This is a genomic window from Rhizobacter sp. SG703, assembly GCF_012275445.1.
Lineage (GTDB): Bacteria > Pseudomonadota > Gammaproteobacteria > Burkholderiales > Burkholderiaceae_C > Rhizobacter.
Genome location: NZ_JAAZQK010000002.1, coordinates 69,642 through 87,530 on the forward strand (window position 1 = coordinate 69,642; position 17,889 = coordinate 87,530).

Sequence of the window (17,889 nt, forward strand, 5' to 3'; positions counted from 1 at the left end):
TCCGGCCGGAGGGAGGAGAGGGCCGGACAACTCGGCCGGAGGGAGGTATTGGCCGAGCGGGTCGAAGTGTAGGGAGCGTTCACCCCCTGGCCCACCCGCCTACACCGGTCCATCTGTACTGACATCGTTTGCGACTTGCCGTTGGCCCCCTCAGGCCGCCCCGTAGCCGCCGCCGCCCGGCGTCTCGACCACGAACACGTCGCCCGGCCCCATCGCCACCGAGCCGATGTGGTCCAGCGTCTCGACCTGGCCGTCGGCCCGTTCGACCCGGTTGATGCCCGGCATGCCGGGCGATCCACCGGCCATGCCGAACGCGCCGGCATGCCGCCCGTTCGACAGGATCGACGCCGTCATCGGCTCGAGGAAGCGCACGCGCCGCACGCCGCCATCGCCGCCGCGGTGGCGCCCGCTGCCGCCCGAACCGGGGCGGATCTGGTAGCTTTCCAGCCGCACCGGAAAGCGGAACTCGAGCACCTCCGGATCGGTGAGCCGCGAGTTCGTCATGTGCGTCTGCACGACCGAGGTGCCGTCGAAATCCGGCCCGGCACCCGAGCCGCCGGAGATCGTCTCGTAATACTGGTAGGTCGCGTTGCCGAAGGTGAAGTTGTTCATCGTGCACTGGCCGGCCGCCATCACGCCGAGAGCGCCGTACAGCGCGTTGGTGATGCAGGTCGAGGTCTCGACGTTGCCCGCCACCACCGACGCCGGCGGGTTCGGGTTCAGCATCGAGCCCTCGGGGATGATCACCTGCAGCGGCTTCAGGCAGCCGGCGTTCAGCGGGATGTCGTCGTTGACCAGTGTGCGGAACACATACAGCACCGCCGCCATGCAGACCGCGCGCGGCGCGTTGAAGTTGTTCGTCAGCTGGGCCGAGGTGCCGGTGAAATCGATCACCGCGCTGCGCGCCTGCTCGTTCACGCGAATGGCCACGCTGATGCGCGCGCCGTTGTCCAGCGGCAGCACGAACGCGCCGTCCTTCAGCCGGGTGATCACGCGGCGCACCGATTCCTCGGCGTTGTCCTGCACGTGGCGCATGTAGGCCTGCACCACGTCGAGCCCGAACTGCAGCACCATCTTGCGCAGCTCCTGCACGCCCTTCTCGTTGGCGGCGATCTGCGCCTTCAGGTCGGCGATGTTCTGCTGCGGGTTGCGCGACGGGTGCGCGCCGCTCTTCAGCAGCGCGAGCATCTCGGCCTCGCGCAGCACGCCGGCCTCGACCAGCTTGACGTTGTCGATCTGCACGCCCTCTTCGTCGATGCGCGTCGAGAACGGCGGCATCGAGCCCGGCGTGATGCCGCCGATGTCGGCATGGTGTCCGCGCGAGCCGACATAGAACAGCGGCTTGTCGCCGGCCGCCTCGGTCGGGTAGACCGGCGTCACCACCGTCACGTCGGGCAGGTGCGTGCCGCCGTGGTACGGGTCGTTCAGCACGAAGACGTCGCCCGGCCGCATGCGCCCGGCGTTGCCCTGGATCACCGTCTTGATCGATTCGCTCATCGAGCCCAGGTGCACCGGCATGTGCGGCGCATTGGCGATCAGGTTGCCGTCGGCATCGAACAGCGCGCAGCTGAAGTCGAGCCGCTCCTTGATGTTCACCGAGTACGCGGTGTTCTGCAGCTGCAGCCCCATCTGCTCGGCGATGTTCATGAACAGGTTGTTGAACACCTCCAGCATCACCGGGTCGACCGTGGTGCCGATCGCGCGGCGCGCCTCGCGCGGCTGCACGCGGTCGAGCAGCAGGTGGTCGTGCGCAGTGACGCGGGCGCGCCAGCCGGGCTCGACGACGGTGGTCGCGGTCTTCTCGGCGATGATGGCCGGGCCGTCGATGGTGTGGCCGGGCAGCGCGTCCTCGCGCACCACCAGCGCCGCATCCCACCAGCGTCCGCCGCTGAACAGCCGCACCGTCTCGCGCACCGGCGCCGCGCCGCTCGCGGCCAGCGCATGGCGCGGCTCGACCGGCGCATCGCCGGCGCCCACCGCCTCGACCGACACCGCCTCGACCACCAGCCGGCGCTCGTTCATCAGGAACGCGAAGCGCTGGCGGTACGCCGCCTCGAATGCGGCCTGGATGGCGTCCGGCGTGCCGAACGGCACCACCAGCGCCGAATCGGTGCCCTCGTAGCGCACATGCACGCGGCGCAGCACCGTCACCGCGGCGCTGCTGGTGCCCTGGCGCTTCAGCTCGCCTTCGGTCTCGGCGGCCAGCGCATCGAGCAGCTCGGTCACCGCCGGCATCGCGCCGGCCAGCGGCAGCTCGACCGCGCGCTCGCGCAGCACCGCCTGGTCGGCCAGCCCCATGCCGTAGGCCGACAGCACGCCGGCCAGCGGGTGCGCGAACACCCGGTTCATGCCGAGTGCATCGGCGACGCGGCAGGCATGCTGGCCGCCGGCGCCGCCGAAGCACTGCAGCGCGTAGCGCGTCACGTCGTAGCCGCGGGCCACCGAGATCTTCTTGATCGCATTGCCCATCGCGCCGACCGCGATGTCGATGAAGCCTTCGGCCACCTCCTCCGGCGAGCGCCTGACGCCGGTCGCGCGCTCGATGTCGGCCGCCATCTCGCCGAACTTGCGCAGCACCACGTCGCGGTCGAGCGACTCGTCGGCATGCGGCCCGAACACCTTCGGGAAATGCGCCGGCTGGATCTTGCCGAGCATCACGTTCGCATCGGTCACCGCGAGCGGGCCGCCGCGGCGGTAGCAGGCCGGTCCGGGGTTCGCGCCGGCGCTCTCCGGGCCGGCGCGAAAGCGCGCGCCGTCGAAGCTGAGGATCGAGCCGCCGCCGGCCGCCACCGTGTGGATGCTCATCATCGGCGCGCGCATGCGCACGCCGGCCACCTGCGTCTCGAACGCCCGCTCGAACTCGCCGGCGAAGTGGCTCACGTCGGTCGACGTGCCGCCCATGTCGAAGCCGATCACCTTGACGTCGGCCACCGCATTGCCGTTCGCGCCGGCCGGCAGGTCGTCGGCCTGCAGGCCCAGCGGCGACAGGCCGAGCTGCGCGGTGCGCACCATGCCGACGATGCCGCCGGCCGGGCCGGACAGGATCGCGTCCTTGCCCTGGAAGGCATGCGCATCGGTCAGTCCGCCGGACGACTGCATGAAGAACAGCTTCACGCCGGGCATCTCGCCGGCGACCTGCTCGACGTAGCGGCGCAGGATCGGCGACAGGTAGGCGTCGACCACCGTGGTGTCGCCGCGGCCGACCAGCTTCATCAGCGGGCTGACCTCGTGCGACACGCTGATCTGCGGAAAGCCGATGCGCTGCGCGATCGCCTTCGCGGCGAGCTCGTGCGCGGTGAAGCGGTAGCCGTGCATGAAGACGATCGCGACGCTGCGCAGCCCGGCGTCGTGGGCCGCCTGCAGGTCGGCCTGCAGCTGCGCTTCGTCGAGCGCCTCGATCAGGTCGCCCTTCGCGCCGACGCGCTCGCGCGCCTCGATCACCCGGCTGTACAGCAGCTCGGGCAGCTGGATGTGGCAGTCGAAGATGCGCGGCCGGTCCTGATACGCGATGCGCAGCGCATCGCGGAACCCGCGCGTCGTGACCAGCAGCGTCGGCTCGCCCTTGCGTTCGAGCAGCGCGTTGGTGGCCACCGTGGTGCCCATCTTCACGCACTCGACGCGCTCGGCCGGGAACGGCTCGCCCGGCTTCAGCCCGAGCAGGTGGCGGATGCCGGCGACCGCGGCATCGCGGTACTGCTCGGGGTTCTCGCTGAGCAGCTTGTGGGTGACCAGCACACCGTCGGGCCGCTTCGCGACCACGTCGGTGAACGTGCCGCCGCGGTCGATCCAGAACTGCCAGCGGTCGGTGCCTTGAACTTGAGCTTGCATGGATTCCTTCCTGTGCCTCGCGGTGGAGGTCTTCACGACCCGAGTATCCCAACCCCGGGACTCACAACCCGAGATAGGCCTTTTTCACGTCGTCGTTGGCGGCCAGCTCGGCGCCGCTGCCCTGCATCACGATGCGCCCGGTCTGGATCACGTAGCCATGGTGCGCGATCGACAAGGCCTTGTGCAGGTTCTGCTCGACCAGCAGGATCGTCACGCCGGTGTCGTTGACGCGCTGGATCACCTCCAGCACCTTCGCGACGAACTTCGGCGCGATGCCCCACGACGGCTCGTCCAGCATCAGCAGCTTCGGCCTGGCCATCAGCCCGCGCGCGATCGCGAGCATCTGCTGCTCGCCGCCGCTCATCGTGCCGGCGAGCTGCGTCTCGCGCTCCTTCAGGATCGGGAACAGCGCGAACATCTCGTCGATGCCGGCCGCCACCTCGTGCGCATCGCGGCGGGTGAAGGCGCCGAGTTCGAGGTTGCGCCGCACCGTCAGCCGCGGGAACAGCCGCCGGCCTTCGGGCACCAGCGACAGCCCCAGCGGCACGCGCTGGTGCGCCGCCAGCCCGTGCACCGGCCGGCCGTCGAAGCGCACGCTGCCGGCGTCGAGCCGGTTGAGCCCGGCGATCGCGCGCAGCGTGGTCGACTTGCCGTTGCCGTTGCCGCCGACCAGCGCGACGATCCTGCCCTGCGGCACGTCGAGGCTCACGTCGGAGAGCGCGAGCACACCGCCGTAGCTGACGCGGAGATTCGAGACCTGCAGCATCACTCGTCTCCCAGGTAGGCGTGGATCACGTGCGGGTCGCGGGAGACCTCGGCCGGGGTTCCATCGGCGATCTTGAGGCCGCGGTCCAGCACGACGATCCTGTCGGCGATCGGCATGATGCCTTCGAGCACATGCTCGACGATCAGGCACGCGATGCCGCGCTCGCGGATGGCCTGCACCACCGCGACCATCTCGCGCACCTCGGTCGGGTTCAAGCCGGCCATCACCTCGTCCATCAGCAGCAGCTTCGGCGCGATCGCCAGCGCGCGGGCCACCGCCAGGCGGCGCTGCTCGCTGATCGTCATGCTGCCGGCCGGCTTGTCGGCGAACGCGTCGAGCCTGACGAAAGCGAGCCACTGCATCGCCTCGTCGCGCGCTGCCGAGACGCGGCGCGTGCGCAGCAGCGCGCCGGCCATCACGTTCTCGCAGGCCGTCATGCTGGTGAAGGTGCGCGCGACCTGGAAGGTGCGGCCGACGCCGGCTCGGGCGCAGGCCTCGGGCGGCAGGCCGGAGATGACCTGGCCGGCCAGCCGGATCTCGCCGGCGCTGGGCGCGTAGAAACCGGCGACGCAGTTGAACGCCGTCGTCTTGCCGGCGCCGTTCGGGCCGATCAGCCCGACGATCTGGCCGGCGTCGACGCTGAACGACACGTCCTGGTTGGCCATCAGGCCGCCGAAGCGCTTGCTGACGCCTTGCAACTCAAGCAGGCTCATGACTGCCCCTCGTCCGTCGTGTACGCCGGCCGATCCCCCGAGGGGATGCGGGCCGGCTTGGGAGCGGCCCGGCGCTCGGCCCGCCGCGCTGCTCTGCGCCGCTGCCACTCGCGGAACCCGCCGATCAGCCCGCTCGGGTAGAACACCGCGATGCCGACGATCAGCGCCGCGTAGATGATCGTGTCGGTGCCGCGGCCGGTGCCGCCGAAGCTGGCGCGCGTCAGCTCCTCGATCGTCGTCAGCACCACCGAGCCGACCACCGGCCCGAACAGCGTGCCGACGCCGCCGAGGATGGAGACCAGCGCCATCTTGATCGACAGCGCGGTCGACAGCACCGAGCCGGGGTCGATGTACAGCTCCTTCTGCGCGTACAGGCTGCCGCCGAGCGCGGTGAAGAACGCGCTGATCGACAAGGCCACCTGCTTGTAGCGCGCGATGTTGATGCCGATGCTGCGCGCGGCATCGGGCTCGTCCTTGATCGCGCGCAGGTAGTAGCCGATGTGGCTGCGCTCGACCGCCCAGGTCGCGAGCAGCGTCAGCGCCAACAGCCCGAGCGCGAGCCAGTAGTACGGCGCCTTGTCGGCGAACACCATCGCGCCCCAGCCCCGCTGGTCCATCGGGATCGTCAGGCCGACCGCGCTGCCGGCGTCCTCCCAGTTGGTGAACACGATCTGCACGATCTCGGCGACCGCGATCGTCGCCATCGCGAAGTAGTGGCCCTTCAGCCGGAAGCACGACCAGCCGAACGCCAGGCTCGACAGCGCCGCGACCCCGCCGCCGAGCAGCATGCCGAGCCACGGGTTCAGCCCGAAGTTCAGCAGCAGCATCGTCGAGGTGTAGGCGCCGAGCCCGTAGAACGCCGCGTGGCCGAGCGAGACCTGGCCGGCATAGCCGCCGAGCAGGTTCCACGCGACGCCAAGCTGCGCGGCCATCAGCACCAGGATCGCGAGGTTCAGGTGCGACGGGCTGTGCGTGACGAACGGCAGCAGCAACGCCGCGGCCGCGAGCACGGCCAGCGCCGCGGTCTTTGTCGAAGCTTTCATGCTTTCCCCATCAGGCCCTGCGGCCGGAACATCAACACCGCGAGGAACAGCACCAGCACGACCGCGGTCTTGTACGGCGGGCCGAGCAGCAGCCCGCCCATCACCTCGATCACGCCGACCAGGATGCCGGCCCAGAACGCGCCGGTCACGCTGCCGAAGCCACCGAGGTTGACCACCACGAAGGCGAGCAGGATGAAGTTGGCACCGACCTCCGGGAAGATCGGGAAGAAGGTCGCGAGCAGCACGCCCGCCGCGCCGGCACAGGCCGCGCCGATGCCCCAGGCGAGGGCAAACATGCGGTGCGAATCGATGCCCATCAGCTGCGCGGCCTCCTTGTCGGCCGCGGTCGCCTCGAGCGCGGCGCCGAGCCGGGTGCGTGTCAGGAAGAAGTGCACCAGCGCGGTGACCGCGATCGCGCCGAGCCCGGCCACCAACTGCGGACGCCCGAGCTGCAGGCCGGCCAGCTTGATGCTGCCGCTGACCCACGAGCCCTCGATCGAGCGGAAGTCGGGCTTCCACAGGAACTGCGCGACGCCGCGCAGCAGGATCATCAGCCCGAAGGTGGTGAAGATCTGGCTGAGCATCGGCGCGTCGATGATGCGGCGGATCACCAGCTTGTACAGCAGCATGCCGAACGCGAACAGCATCAGCACCGTGAGCGGCAAGGTGAGCAGCGGGTCGAGCGCGAACAGCGCGAACAGCCAGAAGCTCGCGTACATGCCGAGCATCAGGAACTCGCCGTGCGCGAAGTTCACGATGTCCATCACGCCGAAGATCATCGTGAGGCCGATCGCGACCAGCGCGTAGATCAGGCCGATCAGCACGCCGGAGGCGAGGGTCTGGAGAAGGATCTCTGCGGTCATGTCGAACGTCCCGGCAACCGGCTTACTTGCGCTGGTCCCACTTCGGCATCGGCCAGGTCACCTCGCGCGTCGCGAGGTTGAACGGGTACACCGTGTTGTACTTGCCGTCGACGATCTGCACCAGGATGCCGCGGCCCAGCGTGTTCTGGCCGGTGGCATCGAACTTGACGCCCTTCCACGGCATGATCAGGTTCTCGGCGCGCAGGTCGGTCTCGGCCAGCGCCTTGCGGATCGCCTCCGGCTCGGTCGACGCGGCACGGTTGATCGCATCGGCCAGCACCATCAGCCCGGTGAAGGTGCGCGACGAGTTGCCGGTGAAGTTGGCCTTGTGCCGCGCGAAGAACAGGTCGTTGACCTGCTTGATCAGCGGGTTGCGCGTCGCGAGGTCGAGCGCCCACACCTCGCGCGTGATCACGTACTCGGCGTCCTTGCCCAGCGTCCGGATGAACTCGGTGTCGGTGAAGCCGGCGTTGTTCGCGAGGATCATGTCCGGCGAGAAGCCGAGTTCCTTGTACGTCTTCATCGACAACAGCGCGTCGCCCAGGTACGACGACTGCATCACCAGCGACGGGTTGGCCGCCTTCAACGTCTGCACTTCCGACGTGAGCTGCGTGCTCTTGGCCGGGTAGGTCACCTGCTTGACCAGCGCGTAGCCCTTCTCGGGCGCGAGCTTCGCCTGCAGCTTGGTGGTCTCGTTGCCCCACAGCGTGTTCTCGTTGAAGGTCGCGATCGCGCCGACCTTGAAGTTCTTCTTCGCTTCCAGCTCCTTCAGGAAATCGAAGAAGTTGTGCACGAACAGGTCGTCGTGCGGCGTGGTGCGGAAGAACCACTTGAAGCCGCGCGCCGTCAGCGAGGCCGACGACGACTCCGGGTTCAGGAAGGGCACGCCGTAGCGCTCGGCCACCTGGCTCGCGGTGGCGGTCACGTTGCTGTTGTAGGCGCCGACGAGTGCCGCCACCTTCTCCTGCGTGATCAGCCGCTCGGCCTCGGTCGCGCCGGCCTGCGGGTTGCCCTGGTGGTCGGCGAATACCAGCTTGATCTTCGCGCCCTTCAGCTTCGGCAGCCCGCCGCCGGCGGCGAACGGCAGGTCGGCAATGGACTTCGCGCCGTTGTTGATGATGTCGGCGGCCAGCTCGAGCGCGTTCTTCAGCTCGGCGCCGGTCGACGCAGCCGGTCCGGTCAGCGGGTAGATCACGCCGATCTTCACCTCGGCAGCCTGCGCACGCGCGCCGCTGCCGAAACCCAGGCCGAACAAGGTGGCGCCCAGCGCCTGGAGAACACTGCGACGCGGTTGCGGATGTGGCATGGGGACTGCTCCTGGAAGTGAAGTGATGAGGGACGTCAGAGGCTCGCGATGTGCGAGTTCAGCAGGTCGGTGATCAGCATCGCGCCGGGCGCGTGCGTGATGCAGAACTCGGGGCGTGCCTGCGCGATCGCGGCCTGGGGCGTCACGCCGCAGGCCCAGAAGACCGGCAGCTCGCCGGGCAGCACGTCGACCGCGTCGCCGTAGTCGGGCCGCGCGAGGTCGGCGATGCCGATCTGCGCCGGGTCGCCCAGGTGCACCGGCGCGCCGTGCACCGACGGGAAGCGCGACGTCACCTGCACCGCGCGAATCGCGTCGGCCGCCGTCATCGGGCGCATCGAGACCACCATCGGGCCGTGGAACGGGCCGGCCGGAACGGTCTGCAGGCTGGTGCGGTACATCGCGACGTTGCGGTTCTGCTGCACGTGGCGCAGCGGCACGCCGGCGTCCAGCAGCGCCTGCTCGAACGAGAACGAGCAGCCGATCACGATGCTGACCAGGTCGCCGCGCCACAGCGTTGCGATGTCGGTCGGCTCGTCGACCAGCTCGCCATGCCGCCACACGCGGTAGCGCGGCACGTCGCTGCGGATGTCGATGTCGTGTCCGAGCGTCGGCAGCATCGGGTCGCCCGGCTCCGAGACGGCCAGCACCGGGCACGGCTTCGGGTTGCGCTGGCAGTAGCGCAGGAAGTCGTTCGCGAGCGCCTGCGGCAGGATCACCAGGTTGCCCTGCACATGGTCGTCGGCGAGGCCGCTGGTGTGGCTGGCGTGTCGGCCGGCGCGGATCTCGGCGCGGGCGCGCGCTGCACTGGAGGACGTCTGTTCAGGCTTCATGACAAGACCCTGGCGGCTGGTGGGTTTGCGAATGGAGCGGATTGTGTTGGCCTGAACGGGCTTGCCGCAAACAAGAAATTTTTCGCTCAGTTCATCGATTTTTTCGATGCGCCGAGTTGGGGTTTTCACCCGGTTTTGGTGCGCGGCGTGGTGCGCGGTGTCGTGCGCGGTGTCGTGCGCGGTGTCGTGCGCGGTGTCGTGCGTCTCCTCGGCGCCTTCGCCCCTGCCTTCGGCACGCCGATGAACTCGAACACCGCATCCAGCACGTCGATCGCGACCGACGAGGTCGGGTCGTCGCGCCAGCTCGCATGGACCGGCAACGGGAGCAGCGGCGCGTCGCAGGCCAGCGGCTTGATCGGCAGGCGTTCGCCAAGCCGCAGCACCGCGGCCAGCGGCAGCGTCGCGACGCCGATGCCGCCTTCCACCAGCTGCACCATCGCCGAGATCGACGAGATCGCATGCACCCGCCTCGGCTCCAGCCCGGCCTCTCGGAACAGGTCGAGCAGCGCCACGTGGGGCTGCGAGCCGCGCTGGAAGGTCAGCAGCTCCAGCGGCGCCAGGTCGGCCAGCATGTAGCGGCGCTTGCGGTGCAGGTCCTTGTGGCCGACGAACACCATCTCCATCGGCGGCAGCGCCCGGCTGCGCAGGTTCTCGCCCGAGGTCGGCAGCGCCGCGAAGGCCAGGTCGAGCGCACCGCGCTGCACCTGGTCGACCAGCACCGGCGTGGTCTCGACCGTCAGCTCGAGCGCGAAATCGGGATGGGTGCGGCGCATGTGCTGCACCCAGTCGATCAGCCACGAATGCAGCACCGACTCGATGACGCCGATGCGCAGCGACACCGCGCGCTGCGCGCCGCCGGCCGCGGCGCCCATCTCGGCCTTGATGTCGCGGTGCAGCGCCAGCAGCCGCTGCGCATGCGTGAAGAAGCGCAACCCGCCGACCGTCAGGCGGAACTGCTTGTCGCGCCGGTCGAGCAGCAGCACGCCGAGCTCTTCTTCGAGCGCCGCGATGCGGCTGGACATCGCCGACTGCGTGATGAACAGCTTCTCGGCGGCGCGCGAGACGCTCTTCAGCGTGACGACCCAGTAGAAGGCTTCGACGAAACGGTGGTTCATGCAGCGCATTGTCGGCACTCGGCGGCATGCGGCCTTCCGCTCGGGCATCCATCAGTTGTTTGCAAATAGATTGCACACGATGTATTATTCGTCCCATGGCACGCAACACCTCACGCTCCGCAGCCGGCAAGCCGGCCAGTGCAGCATCGTTCTCCCAGCAGCTCGACCAGCAACTGTGCTTCGCGCTCTATTCGACGATGCTGGGCTTCAACAAGGTCTACCGCGACCTGCTGAAGGACCTGGGGCTGACCTACCCGCAGTACCTGGTGATGATGGTGCTTTGGGAGCGCGACGATCTGACTGTCGGCGACATCAGCGAGCGGGTGTTCCTCGATTCGCCAACGCTGACGCCGCTGCTGAAGCGCCTTCAATCGTCCGGCCTGGTCGACCGCACGCGTTCGGCCGTCGACGAGCGCCAGGTGCTGGTCACGCTGACCGATGCCGGTCGTGCATTGCGCAGCCGTGCATCGCACCTGCCGCAGTGCATCGCCACCGCCGCCGACATGCCGGTGGCCGAGATCCTCGACCTGCGTGATCGCCTGCTGGCGCTGCGCGGGCGCATGTTCGACCACGCGGCCGCCTGAAGCGCGGCCTCTTCTCCCCCCCTGAAGCGCCGAAGCCATGACCCACGACACCAAGACCTGATATTTACTTAGTACACGATCTTTTAGCAAGCGCAACACATCGTCGATCCGACCGTTCCACGTTCCCTCACTCACCAGGAGCTTTCCATGAATGCATTCGCCAAATCCCTGATCGCCCTTTCGGCCGTTGCCGCCTTCGCCGGCGCCGCGAGCGCCGCGCAGAAGGCGACGGCCGCCAAGCCGGCCGTCGCCGCCGCGCAGCCGGCCGGCAGCTACGTCACCACGAAGGACGGCGTGCAGCTGTACTACAAGGACTGGGGTCCGCGCGACGGCCAGCCGGTGATCTTCAGCCACGGCTGGCCGCTCGATTCGGACAGCTGGGAATCGCAGATGCTGTTCCTGGCCGACCACGGCTACCGCGTGATCGCGCATGACCGCCGCGGCCACGGCCGCTCCAGCCAGCCCTGGGACGGCAACGACATGGACCATTACGCCGACGACCTGGCTGCGGTGATCCAGGCCGTGAACCTGAAGGGCAAGAAGGCGGTGCTGGTCGGCTTCTCGACCGGCGGCGGCGAGGTGGCGCGCTACATCGGCCGGCATGGCACCGGCCAGGTCGCGAAGGTGGTGCTCGTCTCGGCGGTGCCGCCGCAGATGGTCAAGGGCAAGGTCAACCCGAACGGCGTGCCGATCGAGGTGTTCGACGGCCTGCGCAAGGCGCAGATCGAGAACCGCTCGCAGCTCTACAAGGACATCGCGAGCGGCCCGTTCTACGGCTTCAACCGCCCGGGCGCCAAGGTCTCGCAGGGCCTGGTCGACAACTGGTGGCTGCAGGGCATGGCGGGCGGCCACAAGAACACGCTGGACTCGATCAAGGCCTTCTCGGAGACCGACTTCACCGAGGACCTGAAGAAGTTCGACGTGCCGACGCTGGTGATCCACGGCGACGACGACCAGATCGTGCCGATCGACATCTCGGGCAAGGCCTCGGCGAAGCTGGTCAAGGGCGCGCAGTTGATCGTCTACGCCGGTGCGCCGCACGGGCTGACCGACACGCACAAGGAGCGCTTGAACCAGGATCTGCTGGAGTTCATCCGCAAGTAAGGCAAGCGGATGTCGACGCGGCCCGCGCAGTGCGGCGGACCGCGTCGCTCGGCGAAGCAGCAGGTTCACCACCGCCAGCCGGCTTCATGGCGTGTCTCGCCGAGAAATTGCAGATCCTCGAGGGCACCGATGGAACAGACCTTGCTAAAGCGTAGAAGTCCGTATGGTCGTCCGGCCGCAGGTTTCGTACCCTGGCCGCATCAATTCCCTGGAGTACCTCTCATGCGCGTGCGTCTTCCGCTCCTGGCCTGCCTGTTCTCGGCCGCCCTCGCCGCCCCGGCCTGGGCCCAGACCAGGTGGGACCTGCCGGCGGCCTACCCGGCCAGCAACTTCCACACCGAGAACCTGACCCAGTTCGCCGCCGACGTCGACCGCGCCACGGCCGGCAAGCTGAAGATCACCGTGCATGCCAATGCCTCGCTGTTCAAGGCCCCCGAGATCAAGCGCGCGGTGCAGGGCGGCCAGGCGCAGATCGGCGAGATCCTGCTGGTGAACTACCAGAACGAGTGGCAGATCTTCGGTGCCGACGGCCTGCCCTTCCTGGCCGACAGCTACGACGAATCGGCGAAGCTCTACAAGGCGCAGAAGCCGGTGCTCGAGAAGAAGCTCGCCGAGCAGGGAATGATGCTGCTGTACGCGGTGGCCTGGCCGCCGCAGGGCATCTACGTGAAGAAGCCGATCAACTCGGCCGCCGACCTGAAGGGCGTCAAGTGGCGCGCCTACAGCCCGGCCACCTCGCGCATCGCCGAGCTCGTCAACGCGCAGCCGGTCACGGTGCAGGCGGCCGAGCTGTCGCAGGCCATGGCCACCGGCGTGATCGAGTCGTACATGTCGTCCGGCTCCACCGGCTACGACACCAAGACCTACGAGCACATCAAGTACTTCTACGACACCCAGGCCTGGCTGCCGAAGAACGCGGTGCTGGTCAACAAGGCCGCCTTCGACGCGCTCGACAAGCCCACCCAGGCCGCGCTGCTGAAGGCCGGCGCCGAGGCCGAGGCACGCGGCTGGGCGCTGTCGAAGAGCAAGAACACCGAGTACCTGGAGCTGCTGAAGAAGAACGGCATGAACGTGCTGCCGCCGTCCGCGCAGCTGAAGGCCGACCTGAAGAAGGTGGGCGACACGATGCTGCAGGAATGGCTGCAGAAGGCCGGCCCCGAAGGCCAGGCCATCGTCGACGCCTACCGCAAGCCGTGAGCGCGGCGCTGCGCCGCGGGCTGGACGCGCTGTACGACGCCAGCGCCGCGCTCGCCGCGGTCTTCATGGTCGGGCTGCTGGTGGCCGTGCTGCTGTCGATCGTCAGCCGGCAACTGCACTTCAACCTGCCGGGCATCGACAGCCATGCCGGCTACCTGATGGCGGCCACCGGCTTCCTCGCGCTGGCCCACACGCTGAAGCAGGGCGAGCACATCCGGGTCACGCTGCTGGTCAACGCGCTGCACGGCAACGCGCGGCGCCGGCTCGAGATCTGGGCGCTCGGCGCCGCGAGCGCGCTGGCACTGCTGGCGGCGTTCTATGCCTGCCGGCTGGCCTGGCAGTCGTATGTGTTCCACGACATCTCGACCGGCAACGACGCGACACCGCTGTGGATCCCGCAGCTGAGCATGGCGGTCGGCAGCACGGTGCTCGCGATCGCGTTCGTCGACGAGCTGGTGCTGGAAATCCTCGGCCGGCGCGTGGTGCCGGTCTCCGAAGAGGCGAGCCGCAATGAATGACCTGCTGGTGACGACGCTGCTCATTGCGTCGCTGTTCCTGATCCTCGGCAGCGGCGTGTGGATCGGCCTGACGCTGTCGGGCGTCGCGTGGATCGGCATGCAGCTGTTCAGCGCGCGGCCGGCCGGCGACGCGATGGCGGTGACGATCTGGGGCTCGGCGTCGAGCTGGACGCTGACCGCGCTGCCGCTGTTCATCTGGATGGGCGAGATCCTGTTCCGCACCCGGCTCAGCCAGGACATGTTCAAGGGCCTCGCGCCGTGGATGCAGCACCTGCCGGGCCGCCTGCTGCACACCAACGTGGTGGGCTGCGCGATCTTCGCGGCGGTGTCGGGCTCGAGCGCGGCCACCTGCGCCACCATCGGCAAGATGAGCCTGCCCGAGCTGAAGCGCCGCGGCTATCCCGACGCGATGGCGATCGGCTCGCTGGCCGGCGCCGGCACGCTGGGGCTGCTGATCCCGCCGTCGATCATCATGATCGTCTACGGCGTCACCGCCGACGTCTCGATCTCGCAGCTGTTCATCGCCGGCGTGCTGCCGGGGATGCTGCTGGCGCTGATCTTCTCGGGCTACATCGTGGTCTGGTCGCTGCGCCACCCGGACCGGATCCCGCCGGCCGATGCGCCGACGAGCCTGCGCGAGAAGCTCCAGGCCTCGCGCAGCCTGATCCCGGTGGTGCTGCTGATCGCCGCGGTGCTGGGCTCCATCTACGCCGGCCTCGCCACCGCGACCGAGGCGGCCGGGCTCGGCGTGCTGGGCGCGCTCGTCCTGTCGGCGCTGCAGGGCTCGCTGACCTGGCACACCTTCCGGCAGTCGCTGATGGGCGGCACGCGGCTGTACTGCATGATCGCGCTGATCCTGGCCGGGGCCGCGTTCCTGACCCTCGCGATGGGCTACATCGGCCTGCCGCGCCACCTGGCCGAATGGATCGCGTCGCTCGGCTTGAGCCAGTTCGGGCTGATCCTGATGCTGACCGCGTTCTACGTGGTGCTCGGTTGCTTTCTCGACGGCATCTCGATGGTGGTGCTGACGATGGGCGTGATCATGCCGACGGTGCAGAAGGCCGGCATCGACCCGCTGTGGTTCGGCATCTTCATCGTGATCGTCGTCGAGATGGCCCAGGTGACGCCGCCGGTCGGCTTCAACCTGTTCGTGCTGCAGGGCATGACGCGGCGCGAGATCGGCTTCATCGCGAAGACCGCGTTCCCGTTCTTCATGCTGATGGTGCTGATGGTGGTGCTGCTGTACCTGTTCCCGCAGATCATCACCTTCCTGCCGAACCAGATGAAGAGCTAGTGCCCGCTCCAGCAGCGGATCTGGCGGCCCAAACGCCGTCAATTCGTCGCTTTGTACAGGGGCTGGTACTTCTACGATGCCAGGGCGGAAAACTGTTCCGCGCCCTGGCGCGCCGGCCTGTCCGCACGCGCCCGTCCTTCAAAGGATGGACCCGTGTCCGATCTGACGACTCCGCCGAACTGGGCCCTGGACCTGCCGCCCCCCTTGCCCACGCCTGCGCCGGCACCGTCCGAGAAGGCCCGCCACGAGGGCTTCCGCTGGCCGACGCCGCCGTTCGCCGCCTACCCCGACGCGCTGGAGCAGAACCAGCCGCAGGCCTGCCGGATCGTCGGGCTGAACGACCGCGAGATGAACGGCCGGCTGATCTTCTTCGTGCCGGAAGAGACCGTCGCCCAAGTGCAGGTGCCGCCGGCGCGCACGACGATGGCGCTGCGCTTCTCGCAGTTCCGCAGCCTGCGCGTCGTCGAGCCGCTGAAGCCGGCCAGCGACGGCAGCCGCGACCCGCACGCCGGCATGCTGGAACACCGCCCATCCAGCCGCTACAAGGTGACGCTCAAATCCGGCGCGCTGCTCGACGGCGACACCATCGGCCATGTGGAGACGCCGCACGGCCTGTTCCTGTTCCCGCCGATCGATGCCGCCGGCAGCGTGCAGCGCCTGTTCGTGCCGCGCGACGCCTATGCCGGCTTCGAGATCGGCGAGCGCATCGGCGACCTGCTGGTGGCGCAGAAAGTGGTCACGCCGCAGCAGGTGGCCGAGGCCGCCGACATGCAGCAGCAGCTGCGCAACCAGAAGCTCGGCGACATCCTGGTCTCGCGCCAGATCGTCACGCCGAACCAGCTGCTCAGCGCGATCGAGCAGCAGGCCAAGATGCCGATGGTGCGCATCGGCGAGGCGCTGACCTCGCTCGGCCTGGTCAGCGAAGAACAGCTGCAGGACGCGCTCTCGCAACAGAAGAACGACCGCAGCGTGCCGCTGGGCGAGCTGCTGGTGCGCATGGGCACCGTCTCGCGCGAGGACCTGCAGACGGCGCTCGCCCGCAAGATGGGCTACCCGGTCGTCAACGTCAACGCGTTCCCGGTCGAGGCCGACGCGCTGCGCAAGCTGCCGTATGCGGCGGCCGCGCGGCTGCAGGTGCTGCCGCTCCTGATCCGCGAAGGCCGGCTGGTGATCGCGATCGACGACCCGGCTCGCCGGCGCAGCGCGGTCGACGAGGTCGAGTTCATCGCGCAGATGAAGGTCGTGCCGGTGCTGGCGCTCGGCCGCTCGGTGGGCGACACCATCTTCGACGCCTACGAGAAGATCGGTGCCGCCAACCACCAGGCAGCCGGCGGCGAGTCGCCCGACAGGCCGATCGAGTTCGTCGCCGCCGACACCGGCAAGCTGATGGAGACGCTCGAGAAGGAGCACTCCGATCTGCCCGGCTTCGAGGACGAGCGGCAGATCGAGCAATCCGACAACTCGCTGGTGCGGCTGATCAACAACATGATCATCGAGGCACACAAGGAAGGCGTCTCCGACATCCACATCGAGAGCTACCCGGGCCGCGACAAGATCAAGATCCGCTTCCGCAAGGACGGCACGCTGCGCACCCACCTGGAGCTTCCGCCGAACTACCGCAATGCGCTGATCGCCCGCATCAAGATCATGTGCGACCTCGACATCTCCGAGCGCCGCAAGCCGCAGGACGGCAAGATCAATTTCTCGAAGTTCTCGGCCCAGCACAAGATCGAGCTGCGCGTGGCCACCATACCGACCAACAGCGGGCTCGAGGACGTGGTGATGCGGATCCTCGCGTCGGCCAAGCCGATCCCGCTGGACAGCGTGGGCTTGAGCCCGTGGAACCTGAAGCACCTGAAAGAAGCGATGGAGCGCCCGTATGGCCTGGTGCTGTGCGTCGGCCCGACCGGCTCGGGCAAGACGACCACGCTGCATTCGGCGCTCAGCCACATCAACGTGCCCGAGCGCAAGATCTGGACCGCCGAGGACCCGGTCGAAATCACCCAGCCCGGCCTGCGCCAGGTGCAGGTGAACCCGAAGATCGACTGGACCTTCGCGAAGGCGCTGCGGGCCTTCCTGCGCGCCGACCCCGACGTGATCATGGTCGGTGAGATGCGCGACGGCGAAACCGCGCAGATGGGCGTCGAAGCCTCGCTGACGGGACACCTGGTCCTGTCCACCTTGCACACCAACAGCGCGCCGGAGACCGTCACGCGGCTGATCGACATGGGCCTGGACCCGTTCAACTTTGCAGACTCCCTGCTGGGTGTGCTGGCACAACGGCTGGTGAGACGTTTGTGCCCCCACTGCCGTGTGTCAGGGTTGGCATCTACCGAAAAAATCGACGAGCTTCTGCACGATTACTTGCATATCTGTCCGCAAGATCACCCTGGGTTCCAACCAGACGTGATCCTTAAAGAATGGACAGAACGCTTCGGCCAGAACGGCCAGTTGATGCAGCACCACAGTCCCGGCTGCGACAAATGCGGCGGCACCGGGCAGCGCGGGCGTGCGGGGCTGCACGAGCTGATGATCGTGTCGCGCGAGCTGCGCCGGCTGATCCAGACCAGCGCGCGTGCCGAGCAGCTGCTGCAGTGCGCGCTGCTGGAAGGCATGCGCACGCTGCGCCAGGACGGCATCGAGAAGGTGCTGCAGGGCGTGACCAGCCTGGCCGAGGTGCGCGCGACCAGCAACGCCTGAGCGGGCCGCACCCGGGCCGCGGCGGGAG

14 protein-coding genes are annotated in these 17,889 nt (G+C 68.5%); 6 read left to right on the plus strand and 8 right to left on the minus strand.

What is annotated here, in order from left to right:
* Positions 1–150: 150 nt before the first annotated feature.
* The 8 genes from FHT26_RS03310 to FHT26_RS03345 all read right to left on the minus strand — a co-directional run bounded on the left by FHT26_RS03310 (position 151) and on the right by FHT26_RS03345 (position 10,464).
* On the minus strand, positions 151–3,828 hold the full coding sequence (locus FHT26_RS03310) for a hydantoinase B/oxoprolinase family protein (RefSeq protein WP_168558765.1): 3,678 nt from the start codon (positions 3,826–3,828) through the stop codon (positions 151–153).
* 61 nt (positions 3,829–3,889) lie between these two features.
* Positions 3,890–4,594: an ABC transporter ATP-binding protein gene (locus tag FHT26_RS03315; protein WP_168558766.1), complete on the minus strand. Its 705-nt coding sequence runs from the start codon at positions 4,592–4,594 to the stop codon at positions 3,890–3,892.
* Positions 4,594–5,307 (minus strand): ABC transporter ATP-binding protein, encoded by a 714-nt coding sequence (locus FHT26_RS03320; RefSeq protein WP_168558767.1) that lies wholly within the window; start codon positions 5,305–5,307, stop codon positions 4,594–4,596. Before FHT26_RS03320 ends, FHT26_RS03315 begins: the two co-directional genes overlap by 1 nt.
* Positions 5,304–6,350, minus strand: coding sequence for a branched-chain amino acid ABC transporter permease (locus FHT26_RS03325; protein ID WP_168558768.1), 1,047 nt, complete (start codon positions 6,348–6,350; stop codon positions 5,304–5,306). Before FHT26_RS03325 ends, FHT26_RS03320 begins: the two co-directional genes overlap by 4 nt.
* Positions 6,347–7,213, minus strand: coding sequence for a branched-chain amino acid ABC transporter permease (locus FHT26_RS03330; protein WP_168558769.1), 867 nt, complete (start codon positions 7,211–7,213; stop codon positions 6,347–6,349). Before FHT26_RS03330 ends, FHT26_RS03325 begins: the two co-directional genes overlap by 4 nt.
* A 22-nt stretch (positions 7,214–7,235) precedes the next feature.
* The gene (locus tag FHT26_RS03335) at positions 7,236–8,519 is read right to left on the minus strand and encodes an ABC transporter substrate-binding protein (RefSeq protein WP_168558770.1); all 1,284 of its coding nucleotides are present in this window, start codon (positions 8,517–8,519) and stop codon (positions 7,236–7,238) included.
* 35 nt (positions 8,520–8,554) lie between these two features.
* On the minus strand, positions 8,555–9,349 hold the full coding sequence (locus FHT26_RS03340; RefSeq protein WP_168558771.1) for a putative hydro-lyase: 795 nt from the start codon (positions 9,347–9,349) through the stop codon (positions 8,555–8,557).
* Between the two features lie 125 nt (positions 9,350–9,474).
* Positions 9,475–10,464 carry a LysR family transcriptional regulator gene (locus FHT26_RS03345; RefSeq protein WP_168558772.1) on the minus strand — a complete coding sequence of 330 codons (990 nt, stop codon included), beginning with the start codon at positions 10,462–10,464 and terminating at the stop codon, positions 9,475–9,477.
* A gap of 95 nt (positions 10,465–10,559) precedes the next feature.
* Here FHT26_RS03345 and FHT26_RS03350 point away from each other — a divergent pair, with 95 nt between their 5' ends.
* From FHT26_RS03350 to FHT26_RS03375, 6 genes are all read left to right on the plus strand, one after another.
* Complete coding sequence (locus FHT26_RS03350; protein ID WP_168558773.1) at positions 10,560–11,048, plus strand: MarR family winged helix-turn-helix transcriptional regulator; 489 nt, start codon at positions 10,560–10,562, stop codon at positions 11,046–11,048.
* A gap of 147 nt (positions 11,049–11,195) precedes the next feature.
* On the plus strand, positions 11,196–12,152 hold the full coding sequence (locus FHT26_RS03355) for an alpha/beta fold hydrolase (protein ID WP_168558774.1): 957 nt from the start codon (positions 11,196–11,198) through the stop codon (positions 12,150–12,152).
* Between the two features lie 222 nt (positions 12,153–12,374).
* Entirely contained in the window at positions 12,375–13,349 is a 975-nt protein-coding gene (locus tag FHT26_RS03360) for a TRAP transporter substrate-binding protein (protein WP_168558775.1), read from the plus strand.
* Between the two features lie 8 nt (positions 13,350–13,357).
* Positions 13,358–13,867 (plus strand): TRAP transporter small permease, encoded by a 510-nt coding sequence (locus tag FHT26_RS03365; RefSeq protein WP_168559205.1) that lies wholly within the window; start codon positions 13,358–13,360, stop codon positions 13,865–13,867.
* On the plus strand, positions 13,860–15,161 hold the full coding sequence (locus tag FHT26_RS03370) for a TRAP transporter large permease (protein WP_168558776.1): 1,302 nt from the start codon (positions 13,860–13,862) through the stop codon (positions 15,159–15,161). The genes FHT26_RS03365 and FHT26_RS03370 overlap by 8 nt, the downstream gene beginning before the upstream one ends.
* A 204-nt stretch (positions 15,162–15,365) precedes the next feature.
* Positions 15,366–17,861 (plus strand): GspE/PulE family protein, encoded by a 2,496-nt coding sequence (locus FHT26_RS03375; protein ID WP_490362767.1) that lies wholly within the window; start codon positions 15,366–15,368, stop codon positions 17,859–17,861.
* Positions 17,862–17,889: the final 28 nt, after the last annotated feature.